General features: G+C 58.6%; 14 protein-coding genes and 2 pseudogenes. 6 read left to right on the top strand and 10 right to left on the bottom strand.

Going from position 1 to position 16,373, the window contains the following annotated elements:
• Positions 1-41: 41 nt before the first annotated feature.
• Positions 42-683: a high frequency lysogenization protein HflD gene (hflD, locus tag CCR96_RS04855; protein ID WP_201217999.1), complete on the bottom strand. Its 642-nt coding sequence runs from the start codon at positions 681-683 to the stop codon at positions 42-44.
• Between the two features lie 462 nt (positions 684-1,145).
• On the opposite strand from hflD, the pseudogene CCR96_RS04850 reads away from it, so the two are divergent.
• Positions 1,146-1,376, top strand: a pseudogene (locus CCR96_RS04850) (BrnT family toxin); the annotation flags it as partial.
• Between the two features lie 70 nt (positions 1,377-1,446).
• A complete protein-coding gene (locus CCR96_RS04845; protein ID WP_242518476.1) occupies positions 1,447-1,668 on the top strand; it encodes a BrnA antitoxin family protein in 222 nt (73 codons plus the stop codon).
• 390 nt (positions 1,669-2,058) lie between these two features.
• Here the strand turns inward: CCR96_RS04845 and mnmA are convergent, their stop codons facing one another.
• The gene (gene mnmA, locus CCR96_RS04840) at positions 2,059-3,156 is read right to left on the bottom strand and encodes a tRNA 2-thiouridine(34) synthase MnmA (protein ID WP_201217992.1); all 1,098 of its coding nucleotides are present in this window, start codon (positions 3,154-3,156) and stop codon (positions 2,059-2,061) included.
• Positions 3,157-3,542: 386 nt separating this feature from the next.
• Here mnmA and CCR96_RS04835 point away from each other — a divergent pair, with 386 nt between their 5' ends.
• From CCR96_RS04835 to CCR96_RS04820, 4 genes and pseudogenes are all read left to right on the top strand, one after another.
• Positions 3,543-3,848: a nucleotidyltransferase domain-containing protein gene (locus CCR96_RS04835; RefSeq protein WP_201217990.1), complete on the top strand. Its 306-nt coding sequence runs from the start codon at positions 3,543-3,545 to the stop codon at positions 3,846-3,848.
• 17 nt (positions 3,849-3,865) lie between these two features.
• Positions 3,866-4,354 carry a hypothetical protein gene (locus CCR96_RS04830; RefSeq protein ID WP_201217988.1) on the top strand — a complete coding sequence of 163 codons (489 nt, stop codon included), beginning with the start codon at positions 3,866-3,868 and terminating at the stop codon, positions 4,352-4,354.
• A 332-nt stretch (positions 4,355-4,686) separates the two neighbouring features.
• Positions 4,687-4,923: pseudogene (locus CCR96_RS04825) on the top strand (hypothetical protein); the annotation flags it as partial.
• A gap of 184 nt (positions 4,924-5,107) precedes the next feature.
• Positions 5,108-6,322, top strand: a complete 1,215-nt coding sequence (locus tag CCR96_RS04820; RefSeq protein ID WP_201217986.1) for a hypothetical protein — start codon at positions 5,108-5,110, stop codon at positions 6,320-6,322.
• 618 nt (positions 6,323-6,940) lie between these two features.
• Here the strand turns inward: CCR96_RS04820 and CCR96_RS04815 are convergent.
• The 8 genes from CCR96_RS04815 to CCR96_RS04780 all read right to left on the bottom strand — a co-directional run bounded on the left by CCR96_RS04815 (position 6,941) and on the right by CCR96_RS04780 (position 16,372).
• Positions 6,941-8,212 carry an MliC family protein gene (locus tag CCR96_RS04815; RefSeq protein WP_201217984.1) on the bottom strand — a complete coding sequence of 424 codons (1,272 nt, stop codon included), beginning with the start codon at positions 8,210-8,212 and terminating at the stop codon, positions 6,941-6,943.
• An 862-nt stretch (positions 8,213-9,074) separates the two neighbouring features.
• A complete protein-coding gene (locus CCR96_RS25295; RefSeq protein WP_201217982.1) occupies positions 9,075-9,995 on the bottom strand; it encodes a methyltransferase domain-containing protein in 921 nt (306 codons plus the stop codon).
• Positions 9,996-10,123: 128 nt separating this feature from the next.
• Complete coding sequence (locus CCR96_RS04805) at positions 10,124-11,851, bottom strand: thiol-activated cytolysin family protein (protein ID WP_201217980.1); 1,728 nt, start codon at positions 11,849-11,851, stop codon at positions 10,124-10,126.
• Positions 11,852-12,025: 174 nt separating this feature from the next.
• Entirely contained in the window at positions 12,026-13,774 is a 1,749-nt protein-coding gene (locus CCR96_RS04800; RefSeq protein WP_201217978.1) for a tetratricopeptide repeat protein, read from the bottom strand.
• Between the two features lie 79 nt (positions 13,775-13,853).
• Positions 13,854-14,294 (bottom strand): hypothetical protein, encoded by a 441-nt coding sequence (locus CCR96_RS04795; RefSeq protein WP_201217976.1) that lies wholly within the window; start codon positions 14,292-14,294, stop codon positions 13,854-13,856.
• Between the two features lie 163 nt (positions 14,295-14,457).
• Positions 14,458-14,703 (bottom strand): mannan-binding lectin, encoded by a 246-nt coding sequence (locus CCR96_RS04790; protein WP_201217974.1) that lies wholly within the window; start codon positions 14,701-14,703, stop codon positions 14,458-14,460.
• A 168-nt stretch (positions 14,704-14,871) separates the two neighbouring features.
• Positions 14,872-15,318, bottom strand: coding sequence for a hypothetical protein (locus CCR96_RS24215; protein ID WP_207191859.1), 447 nt, complete (start codon positions 15,316-15,318; stop codon positions 14,872-14,874).
• A gap of 571 nt (positions 15,319-15,889) precedes the next feature.
• Complete coding sequence (locus CCR96_RS04780) at positions 15,890-16,372, bottom strand: hypothetical protein (RefSeq protein ID WP_201217970.1); 483 nt, start codon at positions 16,370-16,372, stop codon at positions 15,890-15,892.
• Between the last annotated feature and the right edge of the window lies 1 nt (position 16,373).

The following is a 16,373-nucleotide window of genomic DNA, read 5'->3' as shown; positions in this document are numbered from 1 at the left end:
GATGCATCGCGCGAGATTCACGTTAAGGCCGATAGAACGTCTTAACTGGGCTGCTGCGCGCTCGCGGTCGCACTCAGATAGGCGCGGGCGGCATCGAGCAATTTGCGCCGGCCAAGCAGGATCTGCATGCGCCGCCCGCCACACTGTCGCCACAGGATCGCCGAGCGGATGCCGGCCAGCAGCAAGGCGCGGATACGCTCCTGATTCTCCTCGTTCTGCAGATAGAGCGGGTTGCCGCGCACGATGATGCGTGGCTCGAGCTTGCTGATGGTCGCCGAATAGAGACTGGCGAAACGGGCGATCACCTCGCGATCGATCAAGGGCGCGTCGCCGCGTGCCTCGCGTGCCGCCTCAATGCCTTCGCCGATTGCCGCCAGCATGTCACCACGCCCAGCCAGGGTGCGCTCATGCTTGAGCAGCGTGATCACATAGCGCGTCATCTCGATGTTGCGCTCCGGCTGGCCGGTGAGTTGGGCGATGATCTGCCGCGCCCCAGTCGCCACCGCGCCAGGCTCGCCGAACACGGCGGGCACATCATCGGCATCGATCTGGAACAGACTGTAAAGGCAGGGCGCCATCTGATCGATGTCAACGCTGCCGCGGTTGGCGATGCGCAGCACGCAGTGCGCCGCCTGGTGGAGTCCGGCGAGCGCGATGATGCGGTCTTGGTCGCTGTAGGGCATGAGTCTCGGGTCTCGGGTCTCGAAGGCGCGTGCCAGTCGGGCTGGCGGAAAGCAAAAATGGATCCTGCTCCTCCCCGCTGCATCCCTCTCTCCACGGCGGGTCATCGGTGGCGCTGAAAGATCACTCGGGCTCGCTCTCTTAAGGCGCCGAATCGAACAGCACGCAGACACCCAGGCGATGATCATCCGATGATCACCCAGGGAGAAGAGCGCATCATAGCCTAGCGTGAGCGCGCTCCAAGGGAGGTTGCATCGAACCTGGCAAGACCGGCTATCGTAACCGACGACGGCATGGGGCTGCAGCGGTTAGGCGATGCCGCTGCCGACAAAACAGTCGTTCACCGAGCTCGTCTCCACGTCAACGATTGCTTGCGCGTATATACACCTGCATCTACACTCGCCGACATGATCACCTGGGATGAATCGAAACGGCTGATCAATCTGGATTAACATGGCGTCGACTTCGCCGATTTGGAGCCGTTTTTTGACGGCGACCTCCTCACTCGCGAAGACGCCAGAGAGGCATACCACGAACGCCGATTTCAGAGCATCGGAGTGATCTACGGTATCGCCCTGTTTGTCGTGTGGACCCCGCGCGGTCAAACAGCAGACGAACCTCATCTCATTTCAGCGCGTAAGGCAGTGGGTCATGAAGCAAGAGCCTGGTCACAGCGATACCGCAAAGGGCACTAGAGGTCACACGAACTGGGAAAGGCTCCGTGCGCTGCCCGATTCAGAGGTCGTCTCTACGGAAGACGCCCCGATGACTTCTCCGGAAGACTGGGCCAACGCGGTCGCGCACAAGGGCTTGCCAGTCCCTTCGCGCAAGACTCAGATCGCGCTGCGCGTCGATGATGACGTCTTGGCCTGGTTCAAGGCCCAAGGCGCTGGATATCAAACCCGGATGAATGCTGTATTGCGAGCCTTTCGCGACGCCCATCGACCTGACGCCGAACCCACACAAGAGCGCCCAGTAGAGAGATGAAGCGATGAAGCTCAGCATCCTGTTCTGCAAATCACGGTTCAGACCCAGGTGGTCGCTCGAAGGAGCGGCCGCCTGGAACCATGACCTGTTCCGGGATTGTGCAAGTGAAAAACATGAAACGTGCGTTGCGGCGCCATCAGATCGCGCGACTCAAGCGCCAGCGTAGCCAGTATTGGAACCATCATGCAGGCAGTTGTCGACGAACGCTGGGCATCTGCGTTGCGACGCCATGCGTCTGTTCTTGTTGGATGTGTGGACATCAACGCAGGCATCACGGGCCTACGATGCAAGAACGTCGACTCTCAGGACCGTTAGATGCAGGCGATGAAGCCGAGTCCGTGGCACGGCGGCTTGACCTTTGACCTTTGACCCAGCCGGCAGGGATTGCCCCTAGCCGGCCTGACGAACGACGCAGCCACCCAGACAGTCATCGTCGAGATAGAACACCGCCGACTGGCCTGGCGTGATCGCGCGCTGTGGCACATTGAATCGCACCTGGCATGACGCGCCATCGAAATCGATGATGGTACAGCGCTGCAGCGGTTGCCGGTGCCTTAACCGGCAAAGACAGTTGATCGGCGCGGCCATCGGTGGCCGCCCAGCGATCCAGTGCAACTGCTCGCCGACCAGATGTTCCGAATAAAGCAGTGGATGATCACCACCCTGCACCACGATCAGCGCATTACGCTCGACCGCCTTGGCCGCCACGAACCAAGGCGCCTCCTCATGCGCGGCGACCCCGCCGATGCCAAGCCCCTGGCGCTGACCAATGGTGTACCAGGCGAGCCCGCGATGCTCGCCGACGACCTCGCCCTCGGGGGTCATGATCGGCCCCGGATTGCGCGGCAGGTAGCGGTCGAGGAAGTCCGCAAACCGTCGCTCACCGATGAAGCAGATGCCGGTACTGTCCTTCTTCTCGGCGTTCGGCAGCCCGAGCTGGCGCGCTCTCGCCCTGACCTCAGTCTTGGTCAGGTCGGCCAGCGGGAATAGCGCCCGCTCAAGCTGCGCCTGGCTGAGCTGATGCAGAAAGTAGGTCTGGTCCTTGTTCGCATCCACGGCGAGGCGCAAGTGCGTTCCATCGGTGCCGTGCTCTACGCGCGCGTAATGGCCGGTTGCGATCGCATCGGCACCAAGGGTCAGTGCATGATCCAGGAAGGCCTTGAACTTGACCTCCTTATTGCAGAGCACATCCGGGTTCGGCGTGCGCAAGGCGCGATACTCGGCCAGGAACTGCTCGAACACCCGGTCCCAGTATTCGGTCGCGAAATTGACCCGATGCAGCCGGATGCCGAGCCGCTCGGCCACCGCCTCAGCGTCGGCCAGATCCTCGGCCGCCGCGCAGTAGCCGGGCTCGTCATCCTCCTCCCAGTTCTTCATGAACAGGGCCTCGACCTGGTAGCCCTGCTCGATCAGCAGATGTGCGGCAACGGCCGAGTCGACGCCACCGGAGAGGCCGACGATGACCCGCTCAGCATTGGATTCAGCCATCCTCTTAACCTCCGACAAATGGCGCGATTCAGGGTCACCTGGCTGGCGCCACACCAGCCTCCCCGGATCAGACACGAGAGTCAGGTTAACCTGAATCTCGTGCAATGCATCAACCGGGGTGGCTGGTCCGTCACCATGCTCGTGAGGGCAACCAAGCCATCGCTGGATCGATGCGACATGGCAGGATAAGCTCGACTGCGCATGTCAGAGACATGAGCGCCTCGTCTTGATGAACGAGAGCAAAACCCTGCTGTCGATATCACGATCGCGGGCTGAGTTCATGGGCCGACTTCATGGCCTCGTTGCTGGGCCTGGCGGCAGGGCCTGATCTCTTAGCCTGGACGGCTCCCTCGTCGAGGCACGTCTAAAACACGAGGAGATGCACTGTGCGCTTGAACGACCACCAACGCCAAGCAATCAAAAGCGCAGCACTGAGCTGCTTCGGCCCCAACGCGAGCGTGCGCCTATTCGGATCACGGACCGATGATCGCAAACGCGGCGGCGATATCGACCTGCTGATTCACACCTCGCTCACCGAGCCCAACGCGATCGCGAACGCGGAGATCGCGTTCCAGGTTCAGTTGCAGCAGGTACTTGGAGAGCAGCACATTGATGTCCTGGTCGACTATCCTAACCGGCGACTGCACCCACCGATCTTCACCATCGCCGAGCAGACGGGCATCCCTTTATGACCGGCCGGCATCCCCTTATGACCGACGATATCCCCAGTTTGCGCCTGCAGCAGGCCTGGCGCGAGTGCCAACAGCATCGTCGTTATATGACTTACGCGCTGACCGCCCTCGCGCCTTGGCGACCGTTGACGGGCGAAAGCCTGGAAACACTGGATGCGGAGACCGTGCAAGATCTGGATCAATTCGTGCTGCGTTTCGGCAAGCTGCAGGATGCCATTGGCAGCCGCCTGCTGCCGGCCGTACTGAGCTATTTGCAAGAGCCTTACGAGCACCGGCCCATGCTGGATAAGCTAAACCGCCTGGAGCAACTAGGTTATCTGGAGCAGGCCGAGGACTGGCCACGGCTGCGCGCCATTCGCAACCAGTTCGCGCACGAGTACCCAGATGAGCCGGAACGCAACGCCGGTATGTTGAATATGGCTTTTGAGGCCTCAGACAGGCTCAAAGCCATCCTGGACTTAGTCGCGCAGCGCTTGGATCTGACGTCCGCAGCGCCGACGCCTTGACCGTGGCAGCGATCCACGATGGACGGAGCCCGGAACTCGGCTGTCGCTAACTGATCGCGCAGTGGAAAGACAGTGTTGCGCAGCCGGGCAAGATCCCTCGCCACGAACAACAGCGCCAAACAGCCAAGACCGCGTGACTCAGCCGAGGGTGCATGAGCATTGACGAGATGAACGGGCCCCATGAAGGCGCGGACGATGACCGCGTCAACCGCCTGCTGGCACGCCTGCAACGCAAGTACAGCACCCGCATCACCGGCGAGCTGCGCATGCCAGCGACCGCGGCACGCCAGGCGCCGATCCCGGAATCCATGCATCCAGCGCTGCGCGAGGCCTTGGCGGCGCGAGGGCAGCGCTTCGGGCGGGCCAGCCGACGCAACCGCCCTTGCCTCGGCGTGCTGGTCGCGACCAGCGATCCGCTCGATCAGTACATGGTGCAGCATCCGGAGTTCTTCCTCGGCGCCTCGCCGGAGCATGCGCGCATCCATCCCAATCAGCTGTTGATCCTGATGGACCATGTGCGCTGCGCCGCCTTCGAGCTGCCGTTTCAGGATGGCGATCAGTTCGATGGTCCCGGCTGCAACGCAGCGATAATGAAAGCCACCCAAGGACTAGGAGGTCTCGCGTGACGACATCTCGTCCATCTCAGTGAGCCAGTACGCAGCGGGCGATGCTATAAACGCTGTACTGACCGTCTTACGGCAGGATCTGCAGCCCACATCATCTTCAACGCCCACGCGCGACGTCAGCGAGATAATGACCGCTCAATCACAGCTTCGCATCGCTGCTCTGCAGCTCTCGGTGATCCAGTTCTTCTTCGTGACCACCTGGGTCATCTACGTCATCTTCCTCGGCGACCTCTTGGAGCGGATTGGCCTGGGCAAGGAATACGTCATCTGGTTCATCCTGCTCGACCAGGCCATCTTCGCCATCACTGACGTCCTGATGGGCTATGCATCGGATCGGGTTGAGCGCTTCCTCGGCCGCCTTGGGCCCGCGATCATCGCCGTAACCTTGATCTCCTGCGCTGCGCTCGCGCTGATGCCCTTTGCAACAGACCTCCCCGACGAGACAGCGGTGGTCGTATTCACCGCCTTGCTGGTCATCTGGATTGCCACCTCATCGGTGTTGCGGGCCCCGCCTATCGTCCTTCTGATGAAGCACGCCGCGCGACCGCAGGCCCCTCGACTGGCCGCATTGTCGCTGCTCGGGCTCGCCCTCGGTGGGGCGGTCTCGCCCTACTTAGGGCTCTGGTTGAAGGGCAGCTCGCCCTATCTGCCGTTCGTGGTGTCCAGCGTCGCACTGGCCGCAGCCACACTCGGCCTCGCCCGCATTCAACGCATCGTTTCCGGCTTGCCGCCACAGGCGCGAGACGAGGCAAACAAAAAACCTGCAGGACCCGTCCCCCTTGCTCTACTCCTCATTGGCTCCCTGTTCCTCGCGCTAGGCTTTCAATTCCACTCGTTCATCAACAGCAAGGCGCAGTACCTCCAGTTCGTCGAGCCAACCGACCTGCTGTGGGTGCTTCCAGTGTTCTGGATCGGCTTCAAGCTCTTTGCGCTCGCCGTTCCCGCGGCTGCAAGCCGGTTCGGCCCCACCACCGTGATGGCGACTGCAGCACTGATCGGCGCTCTCGCACTACTCGGCTGCTATAAAGCGCCCAACCTGGCGCTGCTACTGGCGTCTCAACTACTGGCCGGGGGCGCTTGGGGCGCCATTTTCACTGCCGGCATCACCGTCGCGCTCGGTCTTGGGACCAACGGCCGGGAGGGACTCGTCCTCGGCAGCTGGTTCACCGTCCTCTCGGTCGGAGCCCTGCTCCGCGTGCTGCTTGTGATCGACGGTGCCAAGACCGACTCGACGATGGCAGCCACCCTGCAATGGGCGCCATTACCGCTCTGGATTTTGGGCGGCGCGACACTCCTTGTCCTCGCCTCTACGCTCAGACAACAAACAGCGGACGAACAATGATGTATCTGGCCCGGGCACGCAAACGAGCAAGCAGTGGCGGACCTGAGGACGCCACAACTCGAGTGGGGAAAGCCTAGAACGAACCGAGGACGGCGAGTGACCAATTGGCGGTTTGAGGGCACGCCAGGGATGACGCACGCAATTTTCTGCCCTTCAATTCAGCGACGCACGACAATACTTCCACAAAGATCGGAAAAACCGGCGTCGCATCCAATTTGCTATTTGGAAAGACGATCCAGCACTTTGCCTAGGCCTATCCATAACGCAAAGGCCGAGAAGAACGTACCAACCGTCATTGTCCCCACCCATTGCGTCGCCCAAGTCAACAAGCTCTGAACGCGCGATTCGCAGTCGGCCTGATAAGGCCGTGGGCGACACTGCGTGTAGGTTGCGCCGATCTCAGGAACGAACGCAAGGCCAATCAGGAACGCGACGATGCCGCCAAGAACGCCAAAGAGAACGATTTGACTTCGCCGCACATTCACGGTTTATCGAAACGAACAGGCATCTCGCAAAAGCACCTCGAACGCTTCCGACTGTAGCATGCGGGAAATGACTGATGCCCCTGCACGGCATTCCTAGCAAACCCCGCGTAAGGTCCGAGGAAGAGCATCGCGGCTAGCGCTCATTGGCGCAGATATCCAGAAACTTCTCGATGTGTCCGTACCCGCTCAGGCCTGCAGATGACACTGTTACGGCTGGTCCATCAGCTGCTCGAAGGGAGACGGGTCCATCCATTTGCAACACCGCCCAAAGCGGATGACGGTGCCCGACTTGCGCCCTCACCCCGGGGTATGTCGTCTGCCCGGTCGAAACTTCACCCGCCAGTCGAAGTTCTAATCCGTCCGCTGTCACCACCAGATCGACAGCCTCGTGCTCGATCCTATCGCCAACGTCCACCACTGCCACAAGATCAACCGAACCCTTCCGATCCGGCCCAGCACAAGAAGCGAGAAAGGCCACAGCATCCGTCTCGGCAATACCATAGCTCAAGCTTGCCGTGCTGATAGCGCCGTCCGCATCGTCGGCACCGCTCAGCAACCAGCTCGGCTCGGGCGATGGCGGGTGCTCCTCCGCATTCGCTGCAGCGCCGTCCGCACCCTCGTCAGGTTGTAACGCGTCCTCGGGACGCCACGGGCAAGCGTCATCGAACGCCTGCAACGCCGCAGCGAATCCCCTGAGCCCAATCCGAGTCTCGATGCCCGCAAAGGTCACCTTCATCTCGTCATCAGCTCTGAGTGCAGAGAGCAGCGGGTCTTCCGGGCCGACGCGAATCTGTGGAAATCGACCGATCTGCCCGGCATAGGATGTCTCAGCCGGCCGCTCGAAGATCTCACCTGCCACCTCGAGCGTCAGCGATGCGGTTAGCGGTTCCTCGGTATCGACCGCGGCCCAGAAGATACTCAGACGCGCCGGCTCGCCACGCTCGCGGCACTCGATGACTGCACCGATGTCGTCGCCACAATCCATGCAGTCGAGCAACACGATGTAATCGCTTTGAAGCTCCAGGCTCCAGCGGCGCCCATCGTCCAATCCCTCTGCCCCTTCCGTGCTGGCCTCACTGACCCAGCATTGATCGCGGATGTCCCCTTCGCTCCCGTCAGGCTCGTAGGCAAACACGAAGCCCTCGTCCCCTTTGCTCCAAAACCCCCAAGGGACGTCATGCCCACCGAACTTGGCCCCACTCGCCGAAATGACCGATGCCAGCGACTGCACCTCATCCTGATAACGAACCCACATCAGATCGGCTTCGCCGTCGTAGCCAGCGAGGAGCGTGGCACCGCTGTCACAGTCGTAGACAGTTTGCTCCAGTGACTGTGGTAGTGCTGTCGGCGCTCCACGATCTGGATGCACCGCTGTCGTCAGTGCCGGCCCACCATCCTGGTCCAACTGGAGAGTCGCACCCGCTCCCTGACCTACGAGTGAATCGGTACCTGCGGGCGAAGTCGCGCTCGCGATCGCTGCGACACCAGCGAACACAGCGATTACCAGCCGCGACCCGACGAACCGTAGCGGTGGCGAACTCCCGCGACAAAGACAGCGGCGCGCGGTGCCGGAAAGCACCGATATCGTCGGAAGACGGGTGAGTGGCATCGGTTCACGCATGAGTATAGGAATCACAAAGCCCCTGCTCCCCAGGTCGCCCAGGTTTCGATCGGTCGTTTGGCGGCTGTCAACGCTGCTTTCGAGGAAATATCGACCTAAGTCCCAGCGTCCCGAGCCGGGAAATTGTCCACAAGCGGGGCGAGTTGGGTCGGATTCTGCCGGTCAAGGCGAGCACTTCCCTACCTGGACTTTCCGGGTCGGACTCGAGCACCGCCCCGATATCGTAGCCACAGTCCACGCAGCGCAACAACACGATACGATCTCATTAGAGTTCCAGCGTCCAGCGCCGTCCCTCATCCGAGGTTTCCACCGAATCGCCACCGCGTGCCAAATGAGGCTGCAGAACGATTGGCTTCGGAGACCCGACACAGCCGCTTCGGGCGAACCCTCACCAATTCGTTCTTCACCATCCTTGATCTGTTGGACAGTCTGTTGCACCGGGGCCTGCAGCGAGGTTTCGCCGAACTCGGGAAGGGCCGCAACCAAGCAGGCGACCAGAGCCATACTGAAAAATCGCCCAGCCAATGACAGGATCCGACGTCAGAATGAGCAATGTCGGCGAGACATGACTGTCATGAAGGCGACCCTCAGCGCACGTGGAACAGCGCTGTTGAACAAGATCCACCAAAGCAACAGGCTTTCCTAGCTAAATGACGTCGAGGACAAGTAGGTTACCGCTGGAGGCCGGATTGATCCGCACCGATTTGCCTTTGCCGCTGCCCCCCAAGTCCATAAACTCAAATACCTCCTGGTGACCGTGAATTTCGCGAAAGTCACCATACCAGGCTCGAAACCGGGCGGCATTGACCGCGTCCACGGTGCCGTCCGGCTGAGGGGGCCAGCCAGTCGCAACGCCGCCGTCCGCGGTCTCCACGCCACCACGCAGCCGAATCTGCGCTCCCGGCCTCGCGACCCGAATTGCCTCCTCAATGGCATTCTTGCGTTGTTCTTCGTCCAGATACATCAGTACCCACGAACTGACCACCAGATCATAAACACTCGTTCCGAGATCCGACGGCAGGTCAGTGGCATCGCCGGTTCTGCGCACGATCTTTGGGCTGGTGAAGTAAGACTCTGCCGTTGCCGCAGCCCGTTCCTCGAGGCGGCGGTGAACGTCGATCCAGCCATCGTCATTGACCACGTCGCGGAGAATGTAGCCCAGACGCTCCATATTCTGCTGGTAGATCACGCCGACTGCGTTGCGGTTGGTGAGACTCGCATCCTGAGCCCAGGCGGCTGACATCCGCCGGTTGTATTCGTCCTGATTAAGATCGACCACGTCCACCCGTTCGGCACCGAAAACCGTTACAAGCTCGTCGCCCAGAATCGAGGCACCGCCGCCAACATCCAGTACGCGCTTGCCGTCCATGGCTTGCAGATCAGCCGGTGTCAACGCTAACGCATCCGATAACGAGCCATAATTCCAAGGCTGCGTTGCGTACAACACATTCTCCAACCGGGTGATAGAAACCCGTTGGTTCAGGAGCAGGCTTCGGGCGGTCAGAACAACGCCGTTTTGGACTGGCGACTCAAACTTCAATACGTCGCCATCGGCAAGAGCCGGCACGCACGCAAGCGCTCCAAAGCCGAGCGCGAACGCAACGCAGGCCCGGCCGGCTGTGTGTCGGGCAAGCGACCTCACCGATGCAGCGCGGTAACGTACTGTTACCGCCATAGAGTGATAGAAGGCCGATATCACTTGCACCTCCCTTCACTTTTTTCGATAAACTCACCAAACCTAAGACCTTTGAAGGCTATACAAGTGTTCGGCGCAAGAGGCTCGTCTTTCGCAAGTTCAGCGGCGAGTGCTCCGCCTCCGGTCTCAGCGGAATAGAACACCTTGTCGGAGAACTCTGGGGGTACGGTCGTAGCAACAGTTCTTGTTGTCGCCATCCGTATAAGCTTCATATCATCTTCATCTCCGAACACATAGATCCTCTTACCGTTCTTCTTGTAGTAGACTGATGCAAATACCCTATACCCGGAAGCGTTCCGCAGATACGCCCGTGCATTCTTATGTTCTATGCACTCGTGCTCGATATAGCTCGTCGTCAGGCCAATTCTAGCTGCCTGATTGCTGTCGAGGAACTTCACGGAATAAGCGATCGGGAGCGCTCCGCTTTGCTCGTCCAAGTCGATGTCAGCACTCAGTGCGGCCTTAAGCTTCTCGACTGCGTTGTCCAAGCCAGTCACGACGAACGTCTTGGCTGATGGGCCGCCGAACACAAAGACCTCAAATCGCGCGTGGTCTAGATCCGTCTTGAGATCAGCGTTTAGTTTACCTCTTGCGTTTGAGGACTTGTCCTTTACGTACTCGAACGCGCTCTTGACATGGGAGTCGCTATGAGTTCCATCCACTACCATCTTGACCAGAACCTGGCGACCATAGTCGACCCTGCTGATATAAGCGGGAGGCGCGTCTTCTTTCGCGATCAATTTGGCGAGTTGCTCTGGTGTCACGTCCGCGGAAAAGACGTTGCGCAAATCCGGGATATCAGCCGCGATGGAATAATATACTTGCGTAAAAGAGCCGAATACCGTCGATGAGTTTTTGTTAACGCCAATATCCGTCTTCAAGAACCCGTTCTTGTTGCCCCACTTTGCCCGAAACCCGGCCTTCATGCTGATTTCCGCGGCCGACTCAACCTCGTCGAAAAAACTCTTTACTCGCGCTGGCTTTCCAAAGTTCTTGCCCTTGAAAAAGGCATCTAACAGCCTGCCTTTCGCTAGCTGAGCCGATTGTACGTTCAGCCCTTCGACGGTCTCCGAGGCACCGGTTGGTGTGTCCAGCAATAATGTAAGGCGTGTTTGCCCGAGCGGAAGCCCAATTGGGGTCGGGTTCCCATCCGCGAGGTTGGCGTCTGCCCAAATCACAGACCCAGGGAAGATTGCGGCTTGCGTGGAAAAGAGGCTGACCTCCTGGAATTCCAGCCCATCGGCTGTATGCCTCTTGTTCTTGCAGACAATCGTCGTACCATCTTCTTCGTCATCGGTTTTAGCCGGCAACACTTCGCTGGCTCCCGGTTCGACAACGGCAAGCAGGCGCCGCGGGTCATACTCAAGACTACGCAACAACTCAGTCACGGTGCCCGCATCGGGATCAAGGATTTTGACGTACTGACTAAAGTTCTTTGCGTAGTGATCGTACGGGTTATTTGGGTAATCCGTCTTTAACCCGCCAACGTCTGACGCCGCCTTATCACTGAGATCGCACTTATCTTCTCTCTTATAGTAATCAAAGGATTTGCACCAATCAGCGCGATCACATTCCGCCTTACAAGCCGCCAATCCGTTTATCGACCGAACATTATGCCCGGAAATAGCGGCGTTGGGCGTCACTATGTAGTTGCTCGCAGCGGCCGATGTCGCTACACAGAAACCAAAGCTCAGCGCCGCAAACCAACGCGGGTTTTTCAGAAGCATAATGAGGCCTCACGGTTGGATTGTGTCAGGCACGCGCCGTCCGCGTGTCCTCGGGCAGGTGTGCCAAAGATTCTTCACAGGTTTCGTTGACCAGTTCGACAGCAAGACATCTCGCATACGGCCGGTCCATGCGTGTGAGAGCGCTACCGAACTGGCAACGCAAGATGAACACGCTTATTCACCAGCGAACGGATCGTTATCGAAGTTCAACTCTGTGCGCCAAACCTGAAGGAAGGCTTTGCGCTCGCGGTCCACGTCGTTGTACTGGGCCAAGAAGTCGGCCGCGCTGCCCTGGTCACCTGAACCATCGGGTCGCGGCCAGGGCTTTGTTTTGAACTGCCCCGCTAGCGTCTGCCCACCAACGTAAACGGCGATACGCTCGAGTTCCGGCAGTTGATCTGGCGGCAGACGACTCGCAATCTCGTCGAGGGTTTGTACAAGCTGGACGACGGCAGGCTGATAGTGCCCACTCTTATTGCTAATCGCTTCAATTTTTCCGTCCACCACTTTGATCTCGCCAGCCCCTGCGACTGGTGAACCCGCGAGAAACGATGAGTGGTGGAAGGCTGAAACGCGGTGAGCGCCGGAATAGAGCTCGCCATCTGGACTCATGACATAGATTGCCCATCCTGGACCAGAAAACATGGTTGACAATTCTTTGGTATCGAATACGCTGCCATTCCGCATCAAGATCCCGTCGTTTGTCATTGAGAGCCGATAAGGTGCTCGCTCAGCATCCGTCTTCAAATAGGTCACGCTTGCTGATTTGATCGCGTCGACGATCGGCCAATTACTGACTAAATCTTTCGGTGATAGGCCGACTTTTGCGAGCACCTCTTTCTTTTTGTCTTCACTCCAATTGGCTTTACTCAGGACATAGCTTACGCCCTGAATCAGCAGATCGTTCTGATTTACGCCCGCGCCTAGTGGCCTTACCGTCCGGTACTTAAAGCGTTCCCGATCGCCGGTGACGTCACGCCCTTCAAAAGTGCCCAACCCAAGGAAGTTTTGAATCGCCGGCCGGATCTGCCCGCCCCAAACGTCATGCTGCGGCTTGAACTCTTCAAGATATTCGGTACTTGGGTGCTGTGTTTCTGTGTAATTGGACCGTACAGTTTTGAGGTGAGAGTACTTTGGCTCAACAGTGAGGCCGTTCGCTTCCAGCCAGTTTTCCGCGACTTTTTTGTACGCAGACGCTTCTGACGCAGAAGTCGACAGAGCTTCCCGATACATACCGGCCGCACGCGTTTTGTCGCCAGCGTTGGCATAGGCCTTGGCAGCGAAGTAGGCATATTCACTCTTGGGATCGTTAGCAAAAGCATCAACCAACAGTTTCCCAACTTCTACGCTCGGTGCATCTAGACCTAGGTTAATTGCGTAGGCAATCTTTTCGTCGGCCTTCTGGCCGCTGTCCGCCTTTTGCTGCTCAATTTGGGCAAGGTAGCCTATGGCATCCTGCTTAGTAATGTTCATCGCCCTCGGATGCGAAAGGACTTTTCTGAACGCTCGTTCCGCGTTATCGTACTTCTGCGCCCTCAGCCAGGACAACGCTTCCCACTGCAGGAGGCCAGGGTCACTGTCATACAGATAGGCCTCATGGAACTTAGCCGCTGCGGCTTCGTAGTCTAATCTGCGCTCGCTCTGTTCAGCCGTTTTGAATAGGGCTTGACCTTCGTTGTAATAAAGTCGCGCCTGGTCCTTTGCCTTCCCCAAGGCCTTCTGCAGGGCGTCACTTAGTGCTGGATCGGCATTGAAGTCGCGAACACGTTCCGTTTTTTTTAAGGTGCGAGCCCCCGAAGCGGGCGCGCCTTCAGAGTCGCTATCCAGCGCACTAAACGCTACCGTCGGCATCACGACGGCAGCAACTGCTATAGTGCCGGCGCGGAGGAAGCGTAATAGAGTTGAGGGGAGGAAGATGTTCATTGATGTAGCGCGTCAGCAGTGCAGAGCAATCGGCCCTGTGGCAGATCGTAGTAAAACAATACCCAGGATGAAAAGCGCGTTAAAGGCATTGACCTGCTTCCCGAGGAGCCACAGCAGCAACGTTGTGAAAACGCCCATCGGTGAAATCGGCGGCAACAGAATTGAAGCGCTCCCGGGTCCCTCCGAAGCCATCGCCGGAGCCATTGGAGAACCAAATGCCGTCTCCAGCAGGTGCCATGGCGATCTCAAACAGTGTCTCGTAGCCATTCGAATAGGTGACTAGCGTGCGGCGATCTCCATCGGCCAGCCATTGGGGATCGTACTTGACCCAGAAGTCGATAGCCCCTTGCCGAAAGTTCTCGTTTGCGCGATTCTTTCGAAGCTTCCCTATCGATCCTGCTGACGAACCTTCTGCTGACACTGGAGAGTCGTGACACTCACGTGCCGCGGCGTTGCCCGACATCAGTATCGTGGTCGGCAGCAAAGCCAAAGCGATGACAATAGCTGTTGGGTATTTCATGGAAGTCTCGTCTTGCTTAGTGATCTAGGTTAGGAGTACGCGGGTCAAGGTAATCGCCTCAAGAGCAGACGTTGCCAATCAGCGTGGTTGGTTCGTCTTCTACACAGCAAGCCGAGGCATTATGTTCGGATACAAACGGCAGATTGGTATCCGAAGTTTAAGATCACTGAATTTGGCAGACCGACATTTGCCCTTCAATCGTGGTCCACCACTGCCCCGTCCATATGCCGTTATTTTCTTTTGCAACTTTCGGGCATTTTATCTCCGCGTCCGCTTGGTTCCAGATTGGACCAGCTTCAATCGCTCTTTTCTCCGCGACTGGTTGCGTTACACAAGCACTGATGCCGACAAAACAAAGAAACCCAATCGCCTGCAATCTAAATAGACCGAAGGTCCCAAGTTTAGGCATAGCATTAACTCCTGAACTATAGATGCTGATGGCTCTCGCAAAGCCGTTAACAGAAATATATCGGGTGATTAGCGCGCGCAGGGATGATGGGGCACTCACCGGCCTAAAGGCAAGGACAGGTTTGCGTCACCCATTGACGACTCCACCAACCGCATACCCTATCGCGACTCAGTCAAACAGCGCCTCGGTATCGGTAAGCATCAGGTAGTCCCAATTACCGACTGTCAAAGAGTAGAGGGGTGCCGCACCGGTGCCGTCGGAGGTTTGTAGCACCTGTACCTCGGTACCCGGCACAAGCTGAATCTGTTTTCGTTGCATTGGCTGCAGAATAACGGGAGTGCGATAGATTGTGCGCCCTTGGTACTCACCACCAATCGGCACTAGCGTCAGGCCCCTTCCGCTGCGATTGTTAAAATGATAGCTGATGGGTTCAGTCGAGACGGTGACTGGGGCGCGAGCCACTTGAGAGCAACCCTCGATGGCCATCTTAACGGGCTGGCTATGCTGCAGATGCCGCTGCCGAAAGCAATTGATGCGGGCAGAAGCATCAATTGTACCGGCACATAGCTCGACGCTCTGAGACACACCTAAGTATTGCCGGCCGAACGCCTTCACCTCCCCCTCTCTGAGAACGCGTGCAAGACAGTCAGCGGGCGCGGGGTTGTGTTCTGCCCCACGGCAGAGCCGGGTGATGGTTTTATTGTCTATGCCTCTAGAGTCTGCCCGCGCCGCACCCGGGCAGGTGTCGCGCTGCGGGGGGAGCCTCGATGCGGCCGCCGAGGCAGACCCAAGCAGAGCGGCTCCAATTAAGGCGGTAACGATTAGAAAGACGTTGAACCTACCAAGCTGGCACTTATTGGCCCACGAACGACGTGTACGGAGTCCACAGAATGTCTGCATCAAGTGCCTCGCATTGCGATTCGTCAATCCTGAGTAAATCACAGTGCTATCGATGCTGCAAGTAAGGGCGTCCTCCTTCCGATCGGCCTGTGGACTTTGAGACGGAGTCTGGTTGTCCTCGAAAGGAGCCAGCGTGCGCTGCCCGCCTGCAGCGCGCTGGCACCTTCGCGGCCGAAAGTGCGAGACTATCCTCGGCTAATCGTTCGGCGAGCTGCATGGAAGCCCGACTGGCGGATTCGGATTGTTATCGGCTGGATGCGCCTCTGACGGGCGCTTTTCTGAACCGCTACCTTCCTTTTTTTAGCGCCGACGCCTTGTAGAGGACGCGCTTCGGCCCGCCGTCTTCGCCATACCGGACTACGCCATCGTCTAGGTCGATCTCAAGCTGGACACCACGGGACGAATCGTCTAGCTGAATCACGTTGCCACTGCGCCCGGTTTCCCTGAAGTTGAACCGGGCAGTGCCGACTCTTGTATGAGGCGCATATGCATATTCGCGCCAATGCGATGGTCCCGTCTTCACGAGTGTGCCGATCGCCTTAGAGCCATCATAGAGGCCGACCCAGATTGCCGGGCAGTATTCTCCCATCACCATACAGGGGGCAAGGTGCCCAACGATGGAATTGTTCAGCTCTCCAACGACGAGCTTGCTGGGCGTGTCTACCGAAATAAGCGTCTGCACACCGAAGGGGTCAGCCGCTTGTGCCGCACACGGTATTGACAGCGCCGCAACGATCAATGCGCTTCGCGCAATGGTCTCAATAACCATA

The organism is Halochromatium roseum (assembly GCF_016653315.1).
Classification (GTDB): Bacteria; Pseudomonadota; Gammaproteobacteria; order Chromatiales; family Chromatiaceae; genus Lamprobacter; species Lamprobacter roseus.
The sequence above is the reverse complement of the archived record's forward strand: the minus strand, read 5'-3'. Positions and strand labels throughout refer to the sequence as shown.